This is a genomic window from Desulfobotulus pelophilus, assembly GCF_026155325.1.
Taxonomy (GTDB): domain Bacteria; phylum Desulfobacterota; class Desulfobacteria; order Desulfobacterales; family ASO4-4; genus Desulfobotulus; species Desulfobotulus pelophilus.
This window is the reverse complement of sequence record NZ_JAPFPW010000018.1, coordinates 1-18,088: the sequence shown is the minus strand read 5'-3', so window position 1 is coordinate 18,088 and position 18,088 is coordinate 1. Positions and strand designations below refer to the sequence as shown.

Here is an 18,088-nt window from a genome sequence, read left to right as displayed (position 1 = left end):
CTTGGTATATAGGCGTTCTGGGGTTTCGGCCTGCTTCGTCCTGATTATGAGTGAATTCATCCCGCATGCAGTATGCTTCTTTTGAATGGTTTGCCATGTCTTTTCTCACAAAAAAAAGTCTGCTTTGTGCCGCCCTTGGATCGTTGATTCTCCTGTTTCTCATCGCAGGTGAACGGATCCATAGGCCGGGTCATGAGAAGGAGGATGTGTCCACAGGGGTATCCGAGCAGCGGGCACGAACCATTCATCTGGCCTATGTCCTTTCCCTGAGAAATATATCGAATGAAGTCATTTCCCATGGAGAACTTCATGTTCTTTCCCCTTTGAGTGCAACGTCATTTCAAAGCCGTGTGGGGCTTCGTGCCGATCATCCTTATGAGATGCGTAGCGATCCACCGGCGGAGAATGTGATGGTTTTCCGATGGGAGGAGATCCCTCCGTTTGCAACAAGGATTTTTCGTATACGAACGGCTGTGGAACTTCGGGAAGAGCCTCTGGAGTTTATGGGTACGGATCTGGATTCCTACCTCGCTCCGGAGCCGTTCATGGAGTCTGACCATGAAGAGATCAGAGCCCTGGCGGCCTCGCTGGAGTCCGTTTCCTCTCTTCAGACCATAGAAAATTTTTTTTCATGGGTGAGTGAGCATATTGTTTATACGGGATATGCAGGAAAAACCGGAGGGGCTCTTTTTGCCCTTGAACAGAGAAGGGGAGACTGTACGGAGTTTGCTTCTCTGTTTGTCGCCCTTTGCCGCGCCATCGGTATCCCTTCCCGGATGATGGGTGGTTTCATGGTGAGTGACAGTCAGGCACTGGATCTCGGAAATTATCACAACTGGGCTGAATTTTTTTATGAAGGCCAGTGGCGAGTGGCGGATCCCCAGCAGAAGCGTTTTATGGAGCGGGAAGACAATTATATTGCTTTTCATGTTTCCCGTCCATCGGAGATACAGGAGCGCTCGCTTGTACTGCAGCTTGAAGGGACGGGTCTCCGGGTTGGGCTGAACCGGTAGGTATAAGGGATAGGGGCCATTTGGCTGATGGCTGGAAAAGGGGCTTGCAATGATCAGGCACATTCTGTCTTCCGGGTTCCGGCCCGTTTTGTTCTGGCTTTTTGTTGCAGGGGGTCTGTTTTTGACTGATCCGCAGAGTATCTGTGCCCGTTCCCTCTGCGCAACGGTGAAAATTGAGATCCGGCAGGAACTGACCCTGGAGCGGCAGGCCTTTGATGCCCATATGCGTATCAACAATGGCCTTGCCCATGCTTCCATTGAAAATGTTACCGTTGAGGTTCATTTCAGCGATGAAAGCGGCAGGCCGGTTCGGGCTTCTTCCGATCCTGATGATACGGGAGCCCTTTTTTTTATTCGTACGGAGACCATGAACCATATCAGTGATGTCAGTGGCAGGGGCAAGGTGGCCCCGGAAACATCGGCAGATATTCACTGGCTTATTATCCCTGCCCCCGGGGCTTCCGGTGGGCGGGAAAGCGGCACCCTTTATTTTGTGGGAGCAACCCTTTCCTACACAGCTGCAGGCAAGAGTGAAACCATAGAGGTCGCACCGGATTGTATTTACGTCAAACCCATGCCAGCTCTTGTTCTGGATTATTTTCTGCCGGTGGATGTTTTCGGTAATGACCCATGGACCAGCACTGTGGAGGAACCTTTGCCCTTTGAACTTGGCCTGCGGATCCGGAACGGGGGACATGGGTATGCCCGTTCTCTGAGGGTGCAGTCCGCACAGCCCCGAATTGTTGATAATGATCTCGGTTTGTTTATCGGTTTTCATATTGAAGGGGTGCGGGTAAATGGGGAGCCGGCGGCAGAAACCCTTCTTGCGGATTTGGGTGATATTGCTCCGGGAGGTTCGGGAGTTGCCCGCTGGATAATGACGTCTTCCCTCACTGGTCGCATGGTGGGCTTTGACGCGGAGTTTTCCCATGCGGATGCCTTGGGCGGACAGATGACTTCTCTCATCGAAGCCGTTAATACCCGTACCCTTGTGCGCAGTGTGCTTGTGGATGCTCCCGGTCGGGACTCCATAGAGGATTTTCTGGCCAGAGATGATGATGTGCTGCGGGTGTATGAATCCGATACGGTTGATTCTGCTGTTTCCGATCTTTCTGCCTACGCGGCCCTTACCGGCTCCGGTGCAGGATCTGTCCGGCTGACAATGCCGTCAGCCGATGGCTTTGTCTATGCACAGATACCGGATCCCGAGCAGGGCCGTATGGCCATCAAGGGGGCCATACGATCCGATGGCAAGCGGATACGACCTCAGAATATCTGGCTTTCCAAAACCAGAGAGGGCAGGGGGCCATGGCAGTACAGTGTGAATATTTTTGATTTTAATACCACAGGTGTTTACTCCCTGGTTTATCAGGATCCGGAGACCGTACCGGTTCCTCCTGCCATCGCCTTCATACCGGATAAGGAGGGCAGCGAAGGCCAGCCTCTTTCCTTTCTGGTACAGACCGTCTCATCACCTGGTGGTTTTCCTGCTCTCTCCACAGATCGCCTTCCGGTGGGAGCCGTTTTTGTGGACAGGGAAGATGGTAGTGGTGTTTTTGACTGGACGCCGTTTTTCGGGCAGGCCGGTGATTATTCCGTACGGTTTATGGCTAGTGAGAGTGGGCTGGAAGCAGCACGCAGGGTAAAGATCCGTATCGGTTCAGAGACGGACAGGGATGGTGATGGTATGCCGGATGCCTGGGAGCTGGAGTATTTCGGCAGTCTGGACCGTGACGGCACCGGTGACTATGACGGCGATGGTATTTCAGACCTTGATGAATATCTGAATGGTTTTGATCCCACCACTCCGCAGAATGTACCCGGGGCTCCTGTGATAATCAGTCCGGGCAAGGGTGTGGCCGTTTCCTCACTGAATCCGGAACTTGTGATTGCAGGCAGCCCAGACCCGGAAAAGGATCCCGTTATTTATACCTTTGAAGTGTTTGATGACCGTACTTTCCGGCAGAAAGTATGGTCGCAGTCCCTGGCTTGCCATGGAGAAGAAAGGGTCGGTGCTGTGGTGGATTTTCCGCTTCAGGACGAATCTTTTTATTACTGGCGCGTCAGGGCTTCCGATCACACCGGCAGCAGCCTATGGACTTATGGGTATTTTGGCGTGGATACGGAAGGCAAGGGGTGGTCGGGGGGGCAGGATGAGGATTCTGGGACAGCCGTACCAATAGTCCTTCCTGCGCCTGAGCTGAGAAATCCTGGGAAAGGAGCCTGGGTCAGGGGGGGCGTTCCGGTTCTGGCCGTACATCCCGTAAGGGATCCTGAGATTCAGTCCCATGGGTCGGTGCGATATCGTTTTGAACTTTATGAAGATCCGGAGCTGACCCGTCTGGTAGCCCATACCCTGACAGAAGATCTTTTCTGGTTCGGGTATGCCCCCCTTAGATCCAGCCGCTGGTATTACTGGCGGGTGCAGGTCGTGGATGGCAGTGGGCCAGCGGGCAGCTGGTCGGAAACGGGTGCTTTTTTTGCTAAGGTTCATGGGACGATTGCGGAGGGGGCCTCCGGGTTTTCCTTTCTGTCACCGGAAAGCCCTGTGCATACTCCAGGCCCGGAGATTTCTGTTGGCTGGACTTTTGACGGTCTGCAGGATGATGAGCTTGTCTTTTATTATACGGACAGGGGCTATCCCGATGAAGGTGTTCCTGCCCGGGGCCGTATAGAAAAGGATACGGATGGCGAATCAGGTGTCTTTCTATGGGACACGGCCGGTCTTGAAGGAACCTTTTTTCTTTATGCCATAATCCGTGGTTCGGGAACTTTTTCAAGGGTATTCTGCCCCTTTCCTGTCATCATTGATCAAACCCCGCCCAAACCCATTGCTGTTCCCGCCGGTTGCCGTTTCAGGGAAACACTCTCCGTGGTCCTTGAGGTGGATGAGGACGCATTTATCTACTACACACTCGATGGCAGTGAGCCTTCAGAAGCAGCAGCCTTGTACGGGGATCCCCTTCTCATCACAGCTGATACCACCCTGCGTTTCATGGCCATTGACAGGGCAGGGAACCGGAGCGCGGTTTTCACGGAACGCTACACCGAAGGACCGGAGGCTCTGGTGTTGTCCGTAGTGACGGATCAGGGCCGTCTGCTTACCGGTCTTGGGGCGGAAGTGTTTGCGCAGGGATCCATGGTTCCGGTAGAAGCCGTTGTTACCGATGCTTTTGGTCAGGCTCATTTTTCTGAAGAATGCCTTACAGAAGGGATATATCGTTTCCGAGTGACCTATATGGGAAATGGTTTCTGGTCGGAAGAGTTTTTTTCCCCGGGCACCGCCTCGTTCAAAATGATTCTTTCGGAGAAAAGGGTTGCGGTTACGGTTCTCGGATCCGGAGGAGGTCTGGCCGGAATACCCGTTTCTATCTGTACGGAAGACGGGCTTTGCCGGGATGAGTCTGTGCTTACGGACGGAGAGGGTAACGCTGTTTTCCTGCTTCCTGTCGGAGGTAAGTTTCTCTTCCGGGCGGAGCTGGACGGACACTTTATATGGACAGATGCTGTACGGGTTGGAGAAGGGGATGAGACCATGCAGGTGGTTGCCCTGCCTGCCAGTGATGGCAGTGTGGTTCTTTACCTTGGAAAGTCACCCCATGAACCCATAGTCGGCGCTTTGGTCCGCATGGATTCGGAAGAGGGGTTCCCCGGTTTGGACGGTTGCACAGATGGTGATGGATTTGTGTCCTTTCACCTGCCGGCCGGAGAGTACAGGGCGGAAATACTGTGGAAGGGGCATCGTTTCCATGAGTCCGTGAGTCATGGAACGAAAACCCGCCGAAGCGTTTTTATTCCCCATCGGGAGGTGATGGTTTCTCTGAAAGGACGTTTCCTGGAGGAAGAGAGTCCCCTTTCCGGGGTGGAGGTGAATCTTTTTACGGACGGGGGGGAAGCCGTGGGGATTTACCAGATAAGTGATGCTGCCGGACATGTTGTATTTGATTTGCCGGAAAAAGAATATGAGGCAAGGGTGGAATACCTGGGCCGGGTATATGGAAGTGGTCTTTTCTTATGGGAAGACGGGGAAATCCCTGTACCCATGGCGGATGTGCGGGTTGGTGTTACCAGCGCAGGAAAAGCTCTTGCCGGAGCCAGGGTTGTTGTCTGCAGGGAAGATGGGGAAAGTCTGGGCGTGGATGGATTGACGGATGCGGACGGGTACTGCGGATTCAGGATTCCGGAAGGATCCTATCGCTTCATGGTGGATCATCTGGGAGAAGAGATCTGGAGCGGGGAAAAAAATCTTGTGGCAAGTCACTCCCATACCACCGGATTGTCCACGGGTTCGGGCAATTTCAGCCTGAAGGTGGAAAGTGACAGCGGTGAACCTCTGACAGGAGTTGCCTGTCATCTTTTCAGTCTGCATGGCGCGGACATGGGGCAGTTCGGGCTGACGGATGGTACCGGCAGGGCAGGGTTTGATCTTGCTGGTGGTCGTTATCGTATACGTGTGGATTATCTGGGCCATTCATTCTGGAGCGATGTGGTGGAGATACCCGGTATGGTGGAATCCAGAATAGGTATTGCCCATAATTCCGTAGATGTGGATGTGGTTACCATGGAAGGGGTGGGAAGCCGGGTTCCGGCAAAAAATATTCCCGTTTATCTCCACGGAGACAACAGGGCTTACAGGGAACGACACGGTCTGACGGATGATGATGGCAGGGCGAGTTTTCTGCTTCCGGCGGGGGCAGCGTTTGTTTTTCGGGCGGAGATGGCAGGGGAGTCGTACTGGAGCGCTGTTGTGGACGTTCCCGATGAGGGGAGGGGGAGTGCTCTGATCAACGGTGGTGGAGGCAGGCTTATCCTTTTCGTTCTGAGTGGGTCAGGAGCTCCGATGGGCGGGCTTTCCGTTCGCCTGTACGGTAGCGGGGATGTCTGGCTGGGGCAGGAGGAAGAAACCACAGAGGATGGGCAGGCGGTTTTTTATCTGCCAGAAGGAAAGTACAGGCTGCAGCTGGAATATGGCGGTGCGCTGTACTCTACGGATCTCGTAAAGGTAAATGGGGATGTTCTGGTTACCCTGAATCTGGATCCGGATGAGTCCGGTGCCTGTTTCATTGGGGAACTGCTGCGATGAGGACGGAACGATACCGGATAAAGGGATGGAAAGACAGCTATTTGCCCTATTCCTTTTTCTTCCCGAGCCATGGGAAAAAAACGTTACAGGAAGAGGGCCTTTGCGGTTTGATCTCTTTTTTTCAGTTTTTTACCTGCTGTGGCGGAATGCTGATTCTGTTTTTTTTCTGCGGGAACAGTTGGGGAGAGGTTCTTGTGGCAAAGAAATTTCCGGCAAGCCCTGTGCCGATGGCCCTGCTCAGTGATGTGGATACGGTAATGGCGCAGCATAGGGAAGGGCAAATTGTGCTCATGGATACTCGCCCGGCAGATGTCTTTGAGTCCTGTCACATTCCAGATTCCATCAATGTACCGCTGTATGGAATACGGACAAGATCTTTTTTGAAAAAAAAATCCATAGTTCTTGTGGGTAATGGCTTTTCCCTCGGTGCTGCGGTCTCTATGGGCGAAGAGCTGAACAAGGCGGGTTACAGCGCATCGGTTCTGGCAGGAGGACTTCTTGCCTGGCAGGAAAGGGGCGGGCGTTTGGCAGGAGATCCCTTTGCATGTCATGGTCTGGCTGTGGTTTCGCCGGATCTCTTTGCGGAATCACTCGGGAGGGAGCAGCCTCTGATGATCTATGTCAAAGAAGAGGAAGGGGAAAGGGTGCCGTCATCTTTTTTCCATGGATTGCTGAATCTTTCTTCCATTTCTTCCGATGGCGGGCAAGCCCTGCGGGATGTGCTGGGGTTGAGGGATAATTTTTTCCTGCGACCCCTTGTGCTCATAACAGGGGATGGGCGGGACAATGCTGTGCTGCAGAGAAGGGTCTCGGCCGAAGGCATAAGGCAGGTATATTTTCTGGCAGGAGGGTGGAAAGGCTATGAGGAATACCGCAGAAAGCAGCAGGCTGGTATGGGGCCCGTAGAAAAGCGTTCCGTTGGAGATTACGGATGCTCTCCGACTGTCCACCAATACTAACAGCTTATTGTCCAAGGGATGCAGGGCCTCGGCTCTGCCAGAAAAAGGGAGCTGCCAAGCCATGTTTTCGTCATGTTGTCGTATATCGTTACGGCCTTTTCTCTGGATCGCATGGATCTTCTCCATATTGTTTATCAGTAATGCCGCTTTTGCAGAAACCATGGTCAGCGGTGTCATTACCAAAGATACAACATGGAGTCTGGCAGGAAGCCCCTATATTGTCACTTCAACCCTGACTGTCCGTGGCAGGGACGGGGATGACGATGTGACTACTCTGATTCTGGAGCCGGGTGTGGAAGTGCGCTTTCATGCCCATGCTCAGCTTGTGATTGGAGGCAGCAGCGGTGATCCTGGTGCCCTCATTGCCCGGGGCCGTGAAGGTGCGCCCATTCGTTTTGTGGCCCACAGTACGGAACCCGGCTCCGGATACTGGAGGGGAATCCATTTTCAGAAAACCGGAAAAGGAAGTGTGGAACATAGCATTATTTCCCATGCGGGAAGAGGTGGAGTCCCTGCCCTTGCCGCAGACCATGCGGCCCCGCTCCTGTCTTTCTGCCATTTTACGGAGAATCTTGCCTATGATCTTCGTTACAGCGGGGATGTGGGAGGAGTGCTCTACAACAGCATCCTGAACAATGGTCTGGATTTTAGGGGACAGGGTGAGGTGCTTTTTGATGCCAATACGGTGTACTGGAACCATGCCTTTCCCGTGCGCCTTCCTGCGAACAATACGGGGTCATTTGTGGCAGGGGCTGAGTTTCTGGGGCTGGACGCAGACAGTGCCATTGTGGTGTGGGATTCCAGTCTGAGCCGCAGCAGTACCTGGCAATCTTCCATTCCCTATGCGCTTATTGCCGGTCTGTATGTACGGGGCAGGGATGGGCGTGAGGGTGTCACTACCCTGACTCTGGAGCCCGGCACCGAGCTTCGCTTCAATACTGGTTTTTCCCTTGTCATCGGAAGCACAGACGCAAATGGGGAGCCGGGAGCCCTGATAGCAAGGGGCAGCAGTGCCTTTCCCATCCGGTTTGTGGCCAATACCAGGGAGCCCGTACCCGGCTACTGGCAGGAAATTCAGTTTCTTCCCAGCAGTGAGGGGACCGGCAGCCGCATGGACCACTGCATGGTGGCCCATGCGGGCAGGGGAGGCCGACCTGCTGTTTTTATCAGTCATGCGTCTCCTGCCCTTTCCTCCTGCTATTTTACGGAGAATCTTGCCTATGATCTTCGTTATAGCGGGTATGTGGGAGGAGTGCTCTACAACAGCACCCTGCACAATGGTCTGGATTTTGGGGGGCAGGGTGAAGTTCTTTTTGATGCCAATACGGTGTACTGGAACCATGCCTTTCCCGTGCGCCTTCCTGCGAACAATACGGGGCCCTTTGTGGCAGGGGCGGAATTTCTGGGGCTGGACGCAGACAGTGCCATTGTGGTGTGGGATCCCAACCTGAGCCGCAGCAGTATCTGGCAATCTTCCATTCCCTATGCGCTTATTTCCGGCCTGTATGTACAGGGCAGGGATGGGGGTAGGGGTGTTACCACCCTGACTCTGAAGCCCGGCACCGAGCTTCGTTTCAATGCTGCTACTGCCTTTGTTGTTGGCAACACTAACGCAAATGGGGAGCCGGGGGCTCTGATAGCAAGGGGCAGCAGTGATTTTCCCATTCGGTTTGTGGCCAATACCAGGGAACCCGTGCCCGGCTACTGGCAGGAAATTCAGTTTCTTGCCAGCAGTGAGGGGACCGGCAGCCGTATGGACCACTGCATGGTGGCCCATGCGGGCAGGCGAGGCCGGCCTGCTGTTTTTATCAGTCATGCGTCTCCTGCCCTTTCCTACTGCCATTTTACGGAGAATCTTGCCTATGATCTTCGTTATAGCGGGGATGTGGGAGGAGTGCTCTACAACAGCACCCTGCACAATGGTCTGGATTTTGAAGGGCGGGGTGAAGTTCTTTTTGATGCCAATACGGTGTACTGGAACCATGCCTTTCCCGTACGCCTTCCTGCCGACCTTACGGGGGCTTTTGTGGCAGGGGCGGAGTTTCTGGGGCTGGACGCAGACAGTGCCATTGTGGTGCGGGATTCCAGCCTGAGCCGCAGCAGTACCTGGCAATCTTCCATTCCCTATGCGCTTATTGCCGGTCTGTATGTACGGGGCAGGGATGGGCGTGAGGGTGTCACTACCCTGACTCTGGAGCCCGGCACCGAGCTTCGTTTCAACAGTGGTTCTTCCCTTGGCGTGGGTAGTCGCTATGATTATTCTGATCCCGGAGCACTGATTGCCCGGGGAACCACCGATGCTCCTATCCTTTTTACGGCCAATACCCCTTTTCCCTTTTCTGGTTTCTGGCGCGGGATTCTCTTTGACCGGACAGCGGGGGAGAATTCTGTGCTGGAGCATGCTGTTGTGGAATATGGGGGCTACGGTGGAGGGCAAAATATATATGCTCTTTATTCCAGCCCTGCCATACGTTTCAGTACCATACAGAATAGTTCCGGTTCCGGCATCCGACTGTATGGGCAAGAGAGTAGCAATATTTCCCTTGAATGCAACACGATCAGAAAAAATGAGGTTGGTATTACGGCGCAAATGACTATTGATCCGGTGATTCGGCATAATCATTTTATCCAAAACAGGCAGTGTGGACTGGAACATACGGGTGGTCAAGGTGTGATCGCTGCCCATAACTGGTGGGGTGATCCCCATGGCCCTGGTTATACAGGGGATTGGGTATCAGGGAATGTGGTGGTAGACCCATGGCTTGAGGAGCCCGGTGTCTGTGCCCCCGATTCTATGATCAGTGATAGGCCCTTTGTGCCTCGGAATCCACGGCCGTTGGATGAAGCTGCAGAATTGCTTTTTCCCGGCAGAGAGATCTTGCTTGAGTGGGATGGAGGGGACCCTGACCCAAAGGAGAAGGTTCATTACCTGCTTTTATGGGGTAGAGATGAAAACAGCCTTACTGTTCTGGCCGAAGGTCTTGACCGGTCTTTCTTCTCCCTTGAAGTCGAACCGGAGACCACCTATTTCTGGCGTGTGGTGAGCCGGAACAGCCATGGTTTGGAAACTCATGGACCTGTCTGGCGTTTTACGACAGCCGGTGCGCAGGCGGATCTGGTGGTGAGCCATCTTTCATGGGACCCTCCTGCGGGCATTGAAGCGGGTCAGCAGGTTGCGGTGACGGCTACCATTACAAATCAGGGCGCAGGACCTGCTGTTTCCCGTTTTGAAGTGGGATTTTATGTTAATGGCAGCCATGTGGGGAGACACCATGTTCAGGGGCTGGCAGCGGGGGAGTCCATTCAGCTTGGCATCATCTGGTCCGCCCGGGTGGGACCTGCAGTGCTCAGGGTGGTGGCGGATATATACAATAATATTGTTGAAGATGATGAGGGAAACAATAGTTATGAGGTGAGTCTTGGTAGCATTGCCGATACCACGCCGCCGGAGATGTACAGCAGTACGCCTGCCCATGGGGCGCTGATCCATCAGGTGAGTCAAGTGGATGCCCATATCAGGGACCTCCATGGGGGGCGTGTGAACAGTGAGGTTACCCTGCAAAGCCTTGTGCTGAGCAGGGAGGGGCGTTTGATTCCCGGAACCCGGCGGGTGAGCGGAGACTGCTTTTCCTTTATCCCCTCCACCCTTCCCATGGATGCGGGGCTTTACCGCATGGATCTCAGGGCTACGGACCTTGCAGGCAACCATAAGGATTATTTTTTTGAGTTTACAATCAAACCGGATCGACCTTCTTCGCCTGTCATAACAGGAGACAGTGTATTTTCCGGTCCTGTCCTGCCCCGTCCGGAGGTTAATTATTCCAATATTCGGAACATTACCCTCAGAGGTGAGCGGGACGACGATACCTGGGTAAGAATCCGCAGAGGAAACAGAATTATTGCGAAGACAGCTACGGGAAGTGGCCCTTGGAGTGTTTATTTTTGGACAGGATATCACGCCGATAATCTTTATGAAGGAATAAATCATCTAGAGATCCAGACGATCAGCAGGGCGGGTGCGGCAAGTGATCCCGTTTGGGTGGATGTTTTTGTGGATGTAATGCCCCCTGCCCTGACAGCGTTTGCACCTGCCGTAGCTTTTCTGAATTATTCTCCGGAAAGGATTTCTCTTTCCTGGAGGGAACATGGTGTCGGCTTTGACGCGGAAAACAGCTGGTTTACGGTAAAAAACGAAAGGCAGAACTCCGTACCGGGAACATGGACCCTGACAGAAGATACGGCGGTCTTTGTCCCGGAACAGGATTTCAGCGATGATGTCTATACTGTAGAGGGACTTCTTGTGGATAAAGTGGCCAATGCGTCTGGCTTTACCCGCATCTTTACGGTGGATAGGGTGGCACCCGGTCAGCCAGTGGTGGAACCTGTTTTTTCTCCAACCCACACCATAACCCAGATACTCCGGGGCCAGAAGGAGGCTTTTTCTGCCCTTTCCATGAATGGAGAGCCTATCACCGGGCACACAGCCGCTCTGCAATGGGAGCACAGGGTACGGTTGCAGCAGGGTTTGAACCAGTTTGTTTTCACCGCAAAGGACAGGGCCGGTAATGTCAGTCCTGAAGCCAGGGTGCGTATTGTTTTTGATGATATACCCCCTCCTTCCGTTCAGAATCTGACGGCCAGTGGAGACGGGAACGGTACTACGGTCCTGCTGGACTGGATCGGTTACAATGAAGCGTTGCATGGAGATATTGAGCGGTATCTGATTTTTTGTGAAACGACTCCCTTTTCCAGTGTGGAAGATCGAGAACCCTGTGGCGTGGTGAATGCGGGTATCTTTTCCTATGTGGTACAGAATCTTGCCAGGGGAAGACTCTACTGGTTTGCCGTGGTGGCTGTGGATGAAGCGGGAAATATGCTGAAAGAAGTGACACCCGTGTCGGCGATTCCCGTGAACAGGCAGGCTCCTCTGGATGTGGTCAATCTCTCCGTTCATTCTTTTGCGGACCGGCTGTATTTTACCTGGCAGTCTCCGGAAAATCAGCACAGCGACCTTGAGGGGTACAGAATCTATTTTAACAACAGTCTGACACCAGAAATCCTTGGTGCGGATGCCACCTCCTATGAAAAGGTGGGGCTTGCGGAGGCATCGGCTTATACCTTTCAGATCCGGAGTGTGAATAGCCGGGGCATGGAAAGTCTTGGTGTCAGCACAGGTGCTCATACCTGGCTTTCCAATCCTTCGGGGCTGAGTATACGGCCTGAGGGAGAAACTCTGCTGCTCCGCTGGGATCCGGTGGAACCCGTAAGCAGCCTCCGTCATTATGCGGTGTACCAGTCATCCGCCCCTTTTACGTCAACGGAGGGGATGAAGCCGGTTCTTGTGGTAACGGGTACACAGGCTGGTGTGGCAGGGCTTACCAGTCATGAGACCTATTATCTGGCCGTAGCAGCGGTGAATCGTTCGGGAGGGCAGAATCCCCATGTGGAAAGTCTTGGGGCAACTCCGCAGTCCGATGAAGAAGGGCCGTTGATTATGGATGTGATGATGGATGGAAGACCCCTTGAAGAGGGATTTGTTATTGCAGATTCCGGTCTGATCCGTCTTCGGGCGGAAGATCCTTCGGGTGTCAGCCGTATTGAGTTTTTTCTGGATGATGTGCTGCACCATACGGATTACGGAAGTCCCTATAGCTGGCGCGTGAATATCCATGAGCTGGAAGACCGCTCTTATACCTTCCGTATCGTTGCCCATGATTCCCTGAATAATATCAGTACTTTTTCTAGAAATATCCGGATTCAGATGAATTTGCCTACGGCTCCCCGGATTAGCGAACCCCGTAATGGCTGGATTGTCAACCGAACGGAGATTCAGGTTAGGGGTGAAACGGAAGAGAAGAACAGGATTCAGCTTTACCTGAATGGAGAGGCCTGGGGAGGCCTCCTTGTGCCGGACCGGAAAGGGCATTTTGAGGTAACCCTGCTTCTGGCTTCCGGCAGTCACAGCATTCAGGCTGCTGCCGTTAACCGGTCGGGTATGGGGCCATTGAGTGAGCCTGTTTCCATTGAAGTTGATGTCAGTGTACCGTCTACTCCCGCAAAGCTTTCCGCAGAGGCACTGGAAGGTGGAGGGGTTCGTCTTGCATGGTCAGCGGGTGATGAGAGAGACATGGCCGGTTATACCCTTTACCGCAGTGCCGCTTCCTTTACCGATGCGGGCGGGGCAGGCAGAGTGAACGCAAGGCCCATAGCGGGTCTGCATTACAGGGACATGCCCCCGGAGGATGGGCTCTGGTATTACCGTATTACGGTTACAGACAGAGCGGGTAATGAAAGTGCCCTTTCTGAAGAAGTCTCCGTTGTATCGGATGGTACGGGTCCGCGGGCCAGTATATATTATGAATCCGATGGCAGGGTTCATCCCGTAAACGGTGCTTTTGGCCGGGGGCGCGTACGGGCCCGGATACAGGTGAGCGAGCCTTTGATGGCGGCACCTTTTTTCGGGATCACTCCGCACGGAGGGCAGCCCTTTCCCATGGAGCTGAGAAAGACCGGTGCTCTTGAGTATGAGGGGTATTTTGATATGGAGGCATCCACCCCGTCAGGCCGGGCACTGGCCGTATTTTCCGCAAGGGATCTGGTGGGTAACCGGGGTACGGAGATTGATCTTGGCATGAGCCTGCAGATTGATACGGATGGTCCTGTTGTCCGTCGTCTTGTCCTTGACCCGGCTGCTCCCGTTCACAATAATGCCAGCCCTCTCCGCGTGGAATTCACCGCAGGTCTGGATAAGGCGGTGGCTGATGGCAGCAGCCCGGAATTTTCTTTTTTCCTTTTCGGAAAGGGCAGGAAGCAAACAGAGGTTGCTGATGTCCGGAGGATAAGTACGGTTCACGGTGATGCTGAAACCTGGAAAGGACACCTGGATCTTCCCCTTGATGCGGGTGTGGTTGAACCAGAAATGTTGTCTTTTGTTTTTCTGGCCCGCTGTCTTCTCGATAATGAAGGCTCGCAGATTGCCGCACTCAATCGATTTCAGGTGTATGCCGGTGAGCTCCCACCCCTTGCGCCTCCTTCTGAATTGGAGGCAAGGGCTTTGCCGGGGGGCGGTGTGGCTCTGAGCTGGCGCAGGGTGGAAGAAAGCTCCGGTTGCAGGATTTACAGGAGGGATGGCGGCCGCGGGGATTTTGCACTGATCGGGGAGGTGGAAGGCGATGTAGAAGGTTTTGAGGACAGGGTCGCGGAAGATGGGAGGTATACCTATGTCCTGACAAGCCTGAGACGGGAAAATGGTGAGGAGGCGGAAAGCGCTTTTTCGGAACCCGCAGAGATTCTGGCACTGGTTTCCCTTCCCCCCGCCCCCTATGATCTGAGTCTCAACCTGCTACCATCGGGTATAGAGGCCCGTTGGAAAGGGGATGGCGCACATGTGGTGTCCCACAGGCTGTATCGTTCCCATGGATCCGTCATTGATTCCACGGATGGGCTGTTTCCCGTAGAGGCGGTTTTTGGTGAGAAGCAGGCACTGGATACAAGCCCTTCGCCAACCCATCATACCTATGCCGTAACGGCTGTTGACAGTGCGGGAAATGAATCCTTTCCTTCCGGTTCCGTTTATCTCAACTTCCATCTTCTTCCTCCGGACAGACTTCTTGTAAGCCGTAACGAAGATGAGCTTCCCGTTTTTTCCTGGACCCATCCCGGTGGCAGCTTTGCCGGTTTTGTGGTGTCCATGGGACCGCCCGGGCAGTTGATGCCGGTAGGGGAGGAGCCTGTTATTTTTTATCAGATGGAAGACAGGGGATACACCGGTGATGAACGAGTTTATCATATTGTGGCTGTGGATGGTAACGGCGAAGAAAGCCCCGGTCGGAGTGTGCATCTCCCCCTTGTTGAAGTGGCGCTTTCTGATAACAGCCTGCTGCGTCGTGGTATCATGAACCGCCTTTTTTGCGATGTGACAAACAAGGGTACCTCTTCTCTTGCGGGACTTGAACTTGCGGCAGGAATAGGGAATCGGGATCATGGCAGCAGTCCCTTTAACCTGTCTCCGGGTGAAACGCTCAGGGTTCCTGTCGTGGTGCCGGGATATGCCGGATTAAAAGACAGGGAAACCCTGTCGCTGAGGGTTCAGCAGAATCCTGAACCCGGTATCCGGGCGCAGATTTGGCGGGCTCAGACTATGGCTGTGGGAGAAGGCATGCTGGCCGCAGGTATTCGTTCGGAAAACATGATCCGTGGTGGGGCGGGGAAGGTGCGTTTCTTTCTTGAAAATACGGGCAGCGAAGATGTGGAAATTCTGACAGCCCGCAGTTTTGGGAAAAATCCTTCGCAGGATATCCGGTTTCGACTGACGGACAGTGATGACAACACCCTTTCTGTGGTGAATTTTCTGCAGGCAACGGGGGAGTCCGTTTATACCCTTGCCACTGGGCAGAGTCTTGTGCGTATTCCTCCGGGAGAACGCTTTACCTCCAATCCGCTGCTGCTTCCCATCCCTCTGTCCGCGCCAGATGATGTTGTTCTCAGGCTTGAAATAGATCGTGTTTTTCATGGTTTTGCCACGGATCATCCCCATGAACTTCGGGGCTTTGGCAGCGCCGTGGGTGTGACCCTTGTGGAGACATCCTATGCAGCTGAGGTGGTTTCGGTTTTTCCCAGGCTTGCCCATGATCAGGACGTGCAGATAGAAGGAAGGGTCTATGAGCGGACGAGCGGGCGGAATCTTCCCCACACCCCTCTGAACCTCGTTATCATGCAAAGGGGTTTTGAGCGAAAGATCGCTCTGGTCAGCGGTTCTGACGGCACATTTTCCTACACCTTCCGGCCCACGGTAAAGGAATCGGGAACCTTTGAGGTGGCCGCTCTGCACCCGGATCTTATGGAGCGGCCGGTTCAGGCGGCCTTTACCATCGCACGGGTGGGGCTGTATCCTTCACGTATTCGCCTGACTCTTCCGAAAAACTACGAGGAAAGTATCCCCATTCAGGTTGAGGTTGCGGAGGGAACCGGTGTAAGCAATCTGCGGTTTGTTTATGATGAGTCGGATCAGCCAGCCAATGCTTTTATGGAGGGCCTGTCATGGGATGGAGGTTCGCCCATTGAAGTGCTGGACGGAGGGAGAAAGGCTTGGGTCCATCTTCGGATCAGCGGGAGTAATCAGGTGGCTGAGCATGGTTCTTTGATACTCCGTCTTGTAAGTGAAGAGACGGGGCATAAGCCCTGGGCTCATGTTCATCTGGACATCTCCTTTACGGAAGCCATGCCACGGCTTGTTTTTCCTTCTTTCAGAGAAACAGGGCTTGTCCCGGGTGATCACCCCGTTGAGACCATTCGCTTTACGAATAGGGGCCTTGCGGATGCGGAGGGTCTGCGCTTTACCCTGAAGGGAGAGGGCGGTGGTGAGGCTCCGGACTGGGTGATCCTTAACCATACAGGGCTTTCTTCCCTCCTCCGTACGGGGGAAAGCCTTGATGTACCGGTTACGCTGGTTCCTCCCCTGAGAACCCGTGAAGGTCTGTACACCTTTTTTCTCACGGCAGAAGCAGACAATCATCCGGCAGTATCCATTCCGTTTTATGTGTCCGTAACTCAGAATGGCCGGGGGCATGTTCTGTTCAAGGTGCAGAATATCTATACCGGTTCCCTGGGGCCGGACAATGAGGCCATACAGGGTCTGAAGGATGCCAGTATCGTTTTGCAGCATGAGAAAAATCTGTCTTTTCATTTTAATGCAAAAAGCGATGGTCATGGTGAAGCGCTGCTGCGTGATCTTCCCGCAGGGATCTACAAGTACCGGGTCCGTGCGGCGGGGCATCAGGAAACTACCGGCCGGGTGTGGATTAAGCCGGGCATAACGGTGAGCGAGGCTTTGTTTCTGGAGTACAATTTTGTCACGGTGGAGTGGCGCGTAGTTGAAACCACCCTGCAGGACAGCTATGACATTGTTCTTACCATGATTTATGAAACCAATGTGCCAGCCCCTGTAGTGGTGTGTGAGCCGGGAACCATATCCCTTCCGGATCTGAAGGCCGGAGATGTGTTCACCGGTGAATTTGTGTGCACCAACCACGGCCTGATCGCAGCGGATAATCTTGCAGTGCAGCTCCCGGAAAACGATAGCCACATTCAGTATCAGCTTTTGTCGGGCGTTCCTGCAATGCTGGGAGCCAAAGAAAGTATCCGTATTCCCTACCGTCTTGTGACGCTTCGTAGCCTGGATCCTGCGGATGAGATGGAAAGCGGTGGTGGCAGCGGAGGGGCCTACCGGGCCTGTGTTTATACCTCCTACCAGGGAGTGGCGGCCAATGGCTGCCCCTATTCCGGCAGAATACCCCATTGTTTTACCCGCCCCTGGCGGACATCGGCGCATCAGCCTGCTCCGGGAAGTCCGGGAGGCGGCGGCATCAGCTGGGGCGGTGGTATGGGAGGTGGTGGCTGGGGTTCTTCCGGTATCTGGACACCGGCGGCAAGGGAGATCGCCACGGATGAGGGCAGTTGTGATCCCTTACCCGGAGGGGGGCGCGAAGGGGAGAGCGGTTCTTCAACGGGAGCCTCTCTATCGGTTTCCGGCTCCTGCCAGGATGCGGGCAGCGGCAGTCGGGCTGCCGCAGAATCTGAATGTGGTGACTGCGTGCATTGGGCATCCGACGAATGCGGTAAGTACCGCTGCGTTCCCGTGGGTTCCTCTGTTCTTCCCCTTACGGGGGAGTTCGTCCATGGTGAGACGGACCTCTGGGTACAGGCCCAGGGCGGCCGTCTGGGTCTTGTGCGCAACTACAGCTACGGCAATTGGGATTTTAATATCCACAGCCGCATTTGGTCTGTTTTTGAAGGAAGTGAGGGCGAAGATGCCAAAGATCCCACCCGTCTTTTCTTCAATGGCTACGCCTATGAAAAGTCCGGCACGGGTACCTACATCCGCGGCAGATACCGCATTCTCATCCATAAAAGGGACAGCAGCGGCAGGCCCTCGGCCTATCGTTACGAAAGCAGCTCCGGTGCCTGGGAGCTTTTTGAAACCCACCTTGAGAGCGGCGCTTTCGGCTTAAGCTCCTGGGGCAACATCCATGGTG

The 18,088-nt window shown here is 54.1% G+C and carries 4 protein-coding genes; all 4 read left to right on the top strand.

Going from position 1 to position 18,088, the window contains the following annotated elements; genetic code table 11:
• The first annotated feature begins 95 nt into the window (after positions 1-95).
• Positions 96-1,013 carry a transglutaminase-like domain-containing protein gene (locus OOT00_RS13035; RefSeq protein WP_265425824.1) on the top strand — a complete coding sequence of 306 codons (918 nt, stop codon included), beginning with the start codon at positions 96-98 and terminating at the stop codon, positions 1,011-1,013.
• 49 nt (positions 1,014-1,062) lie between these two features.
• On the top strand, positions 1,063-6,096 hold the full coding sequence (locus OOT00_RS13030) for a chitobiase/beta-hexosaminidase C-terminal domain-containing protein (protein WP_265425823.1): 5,034 nt from the start codon (positions 1,063-1,065) through the stop codon (positions 6,094-6,096).
• Between the two features lie 194 nt (positions 6,097-6,290).
• On the top strand, positions 6,291-7,055 hold the full coding sequence (locus OOT00_RS13025) for a rhodanese-like domain-containing protein (RefSeq protein ID WP_265425822.1): 765 nt from the start codon (positions 6,291-6,293) through the stop codon (positions 7,053-7,055).
• 61 nt (positions 7,056-7,116) lie between these two features.
• Positions 7,117-18,088: fibronectin type III domain-containing protein (locus OOT00_RS13020; protein ID WP_265425821.1), on the top strand; the 10,972-nt coding region annotated here is incomplete at its 3' end.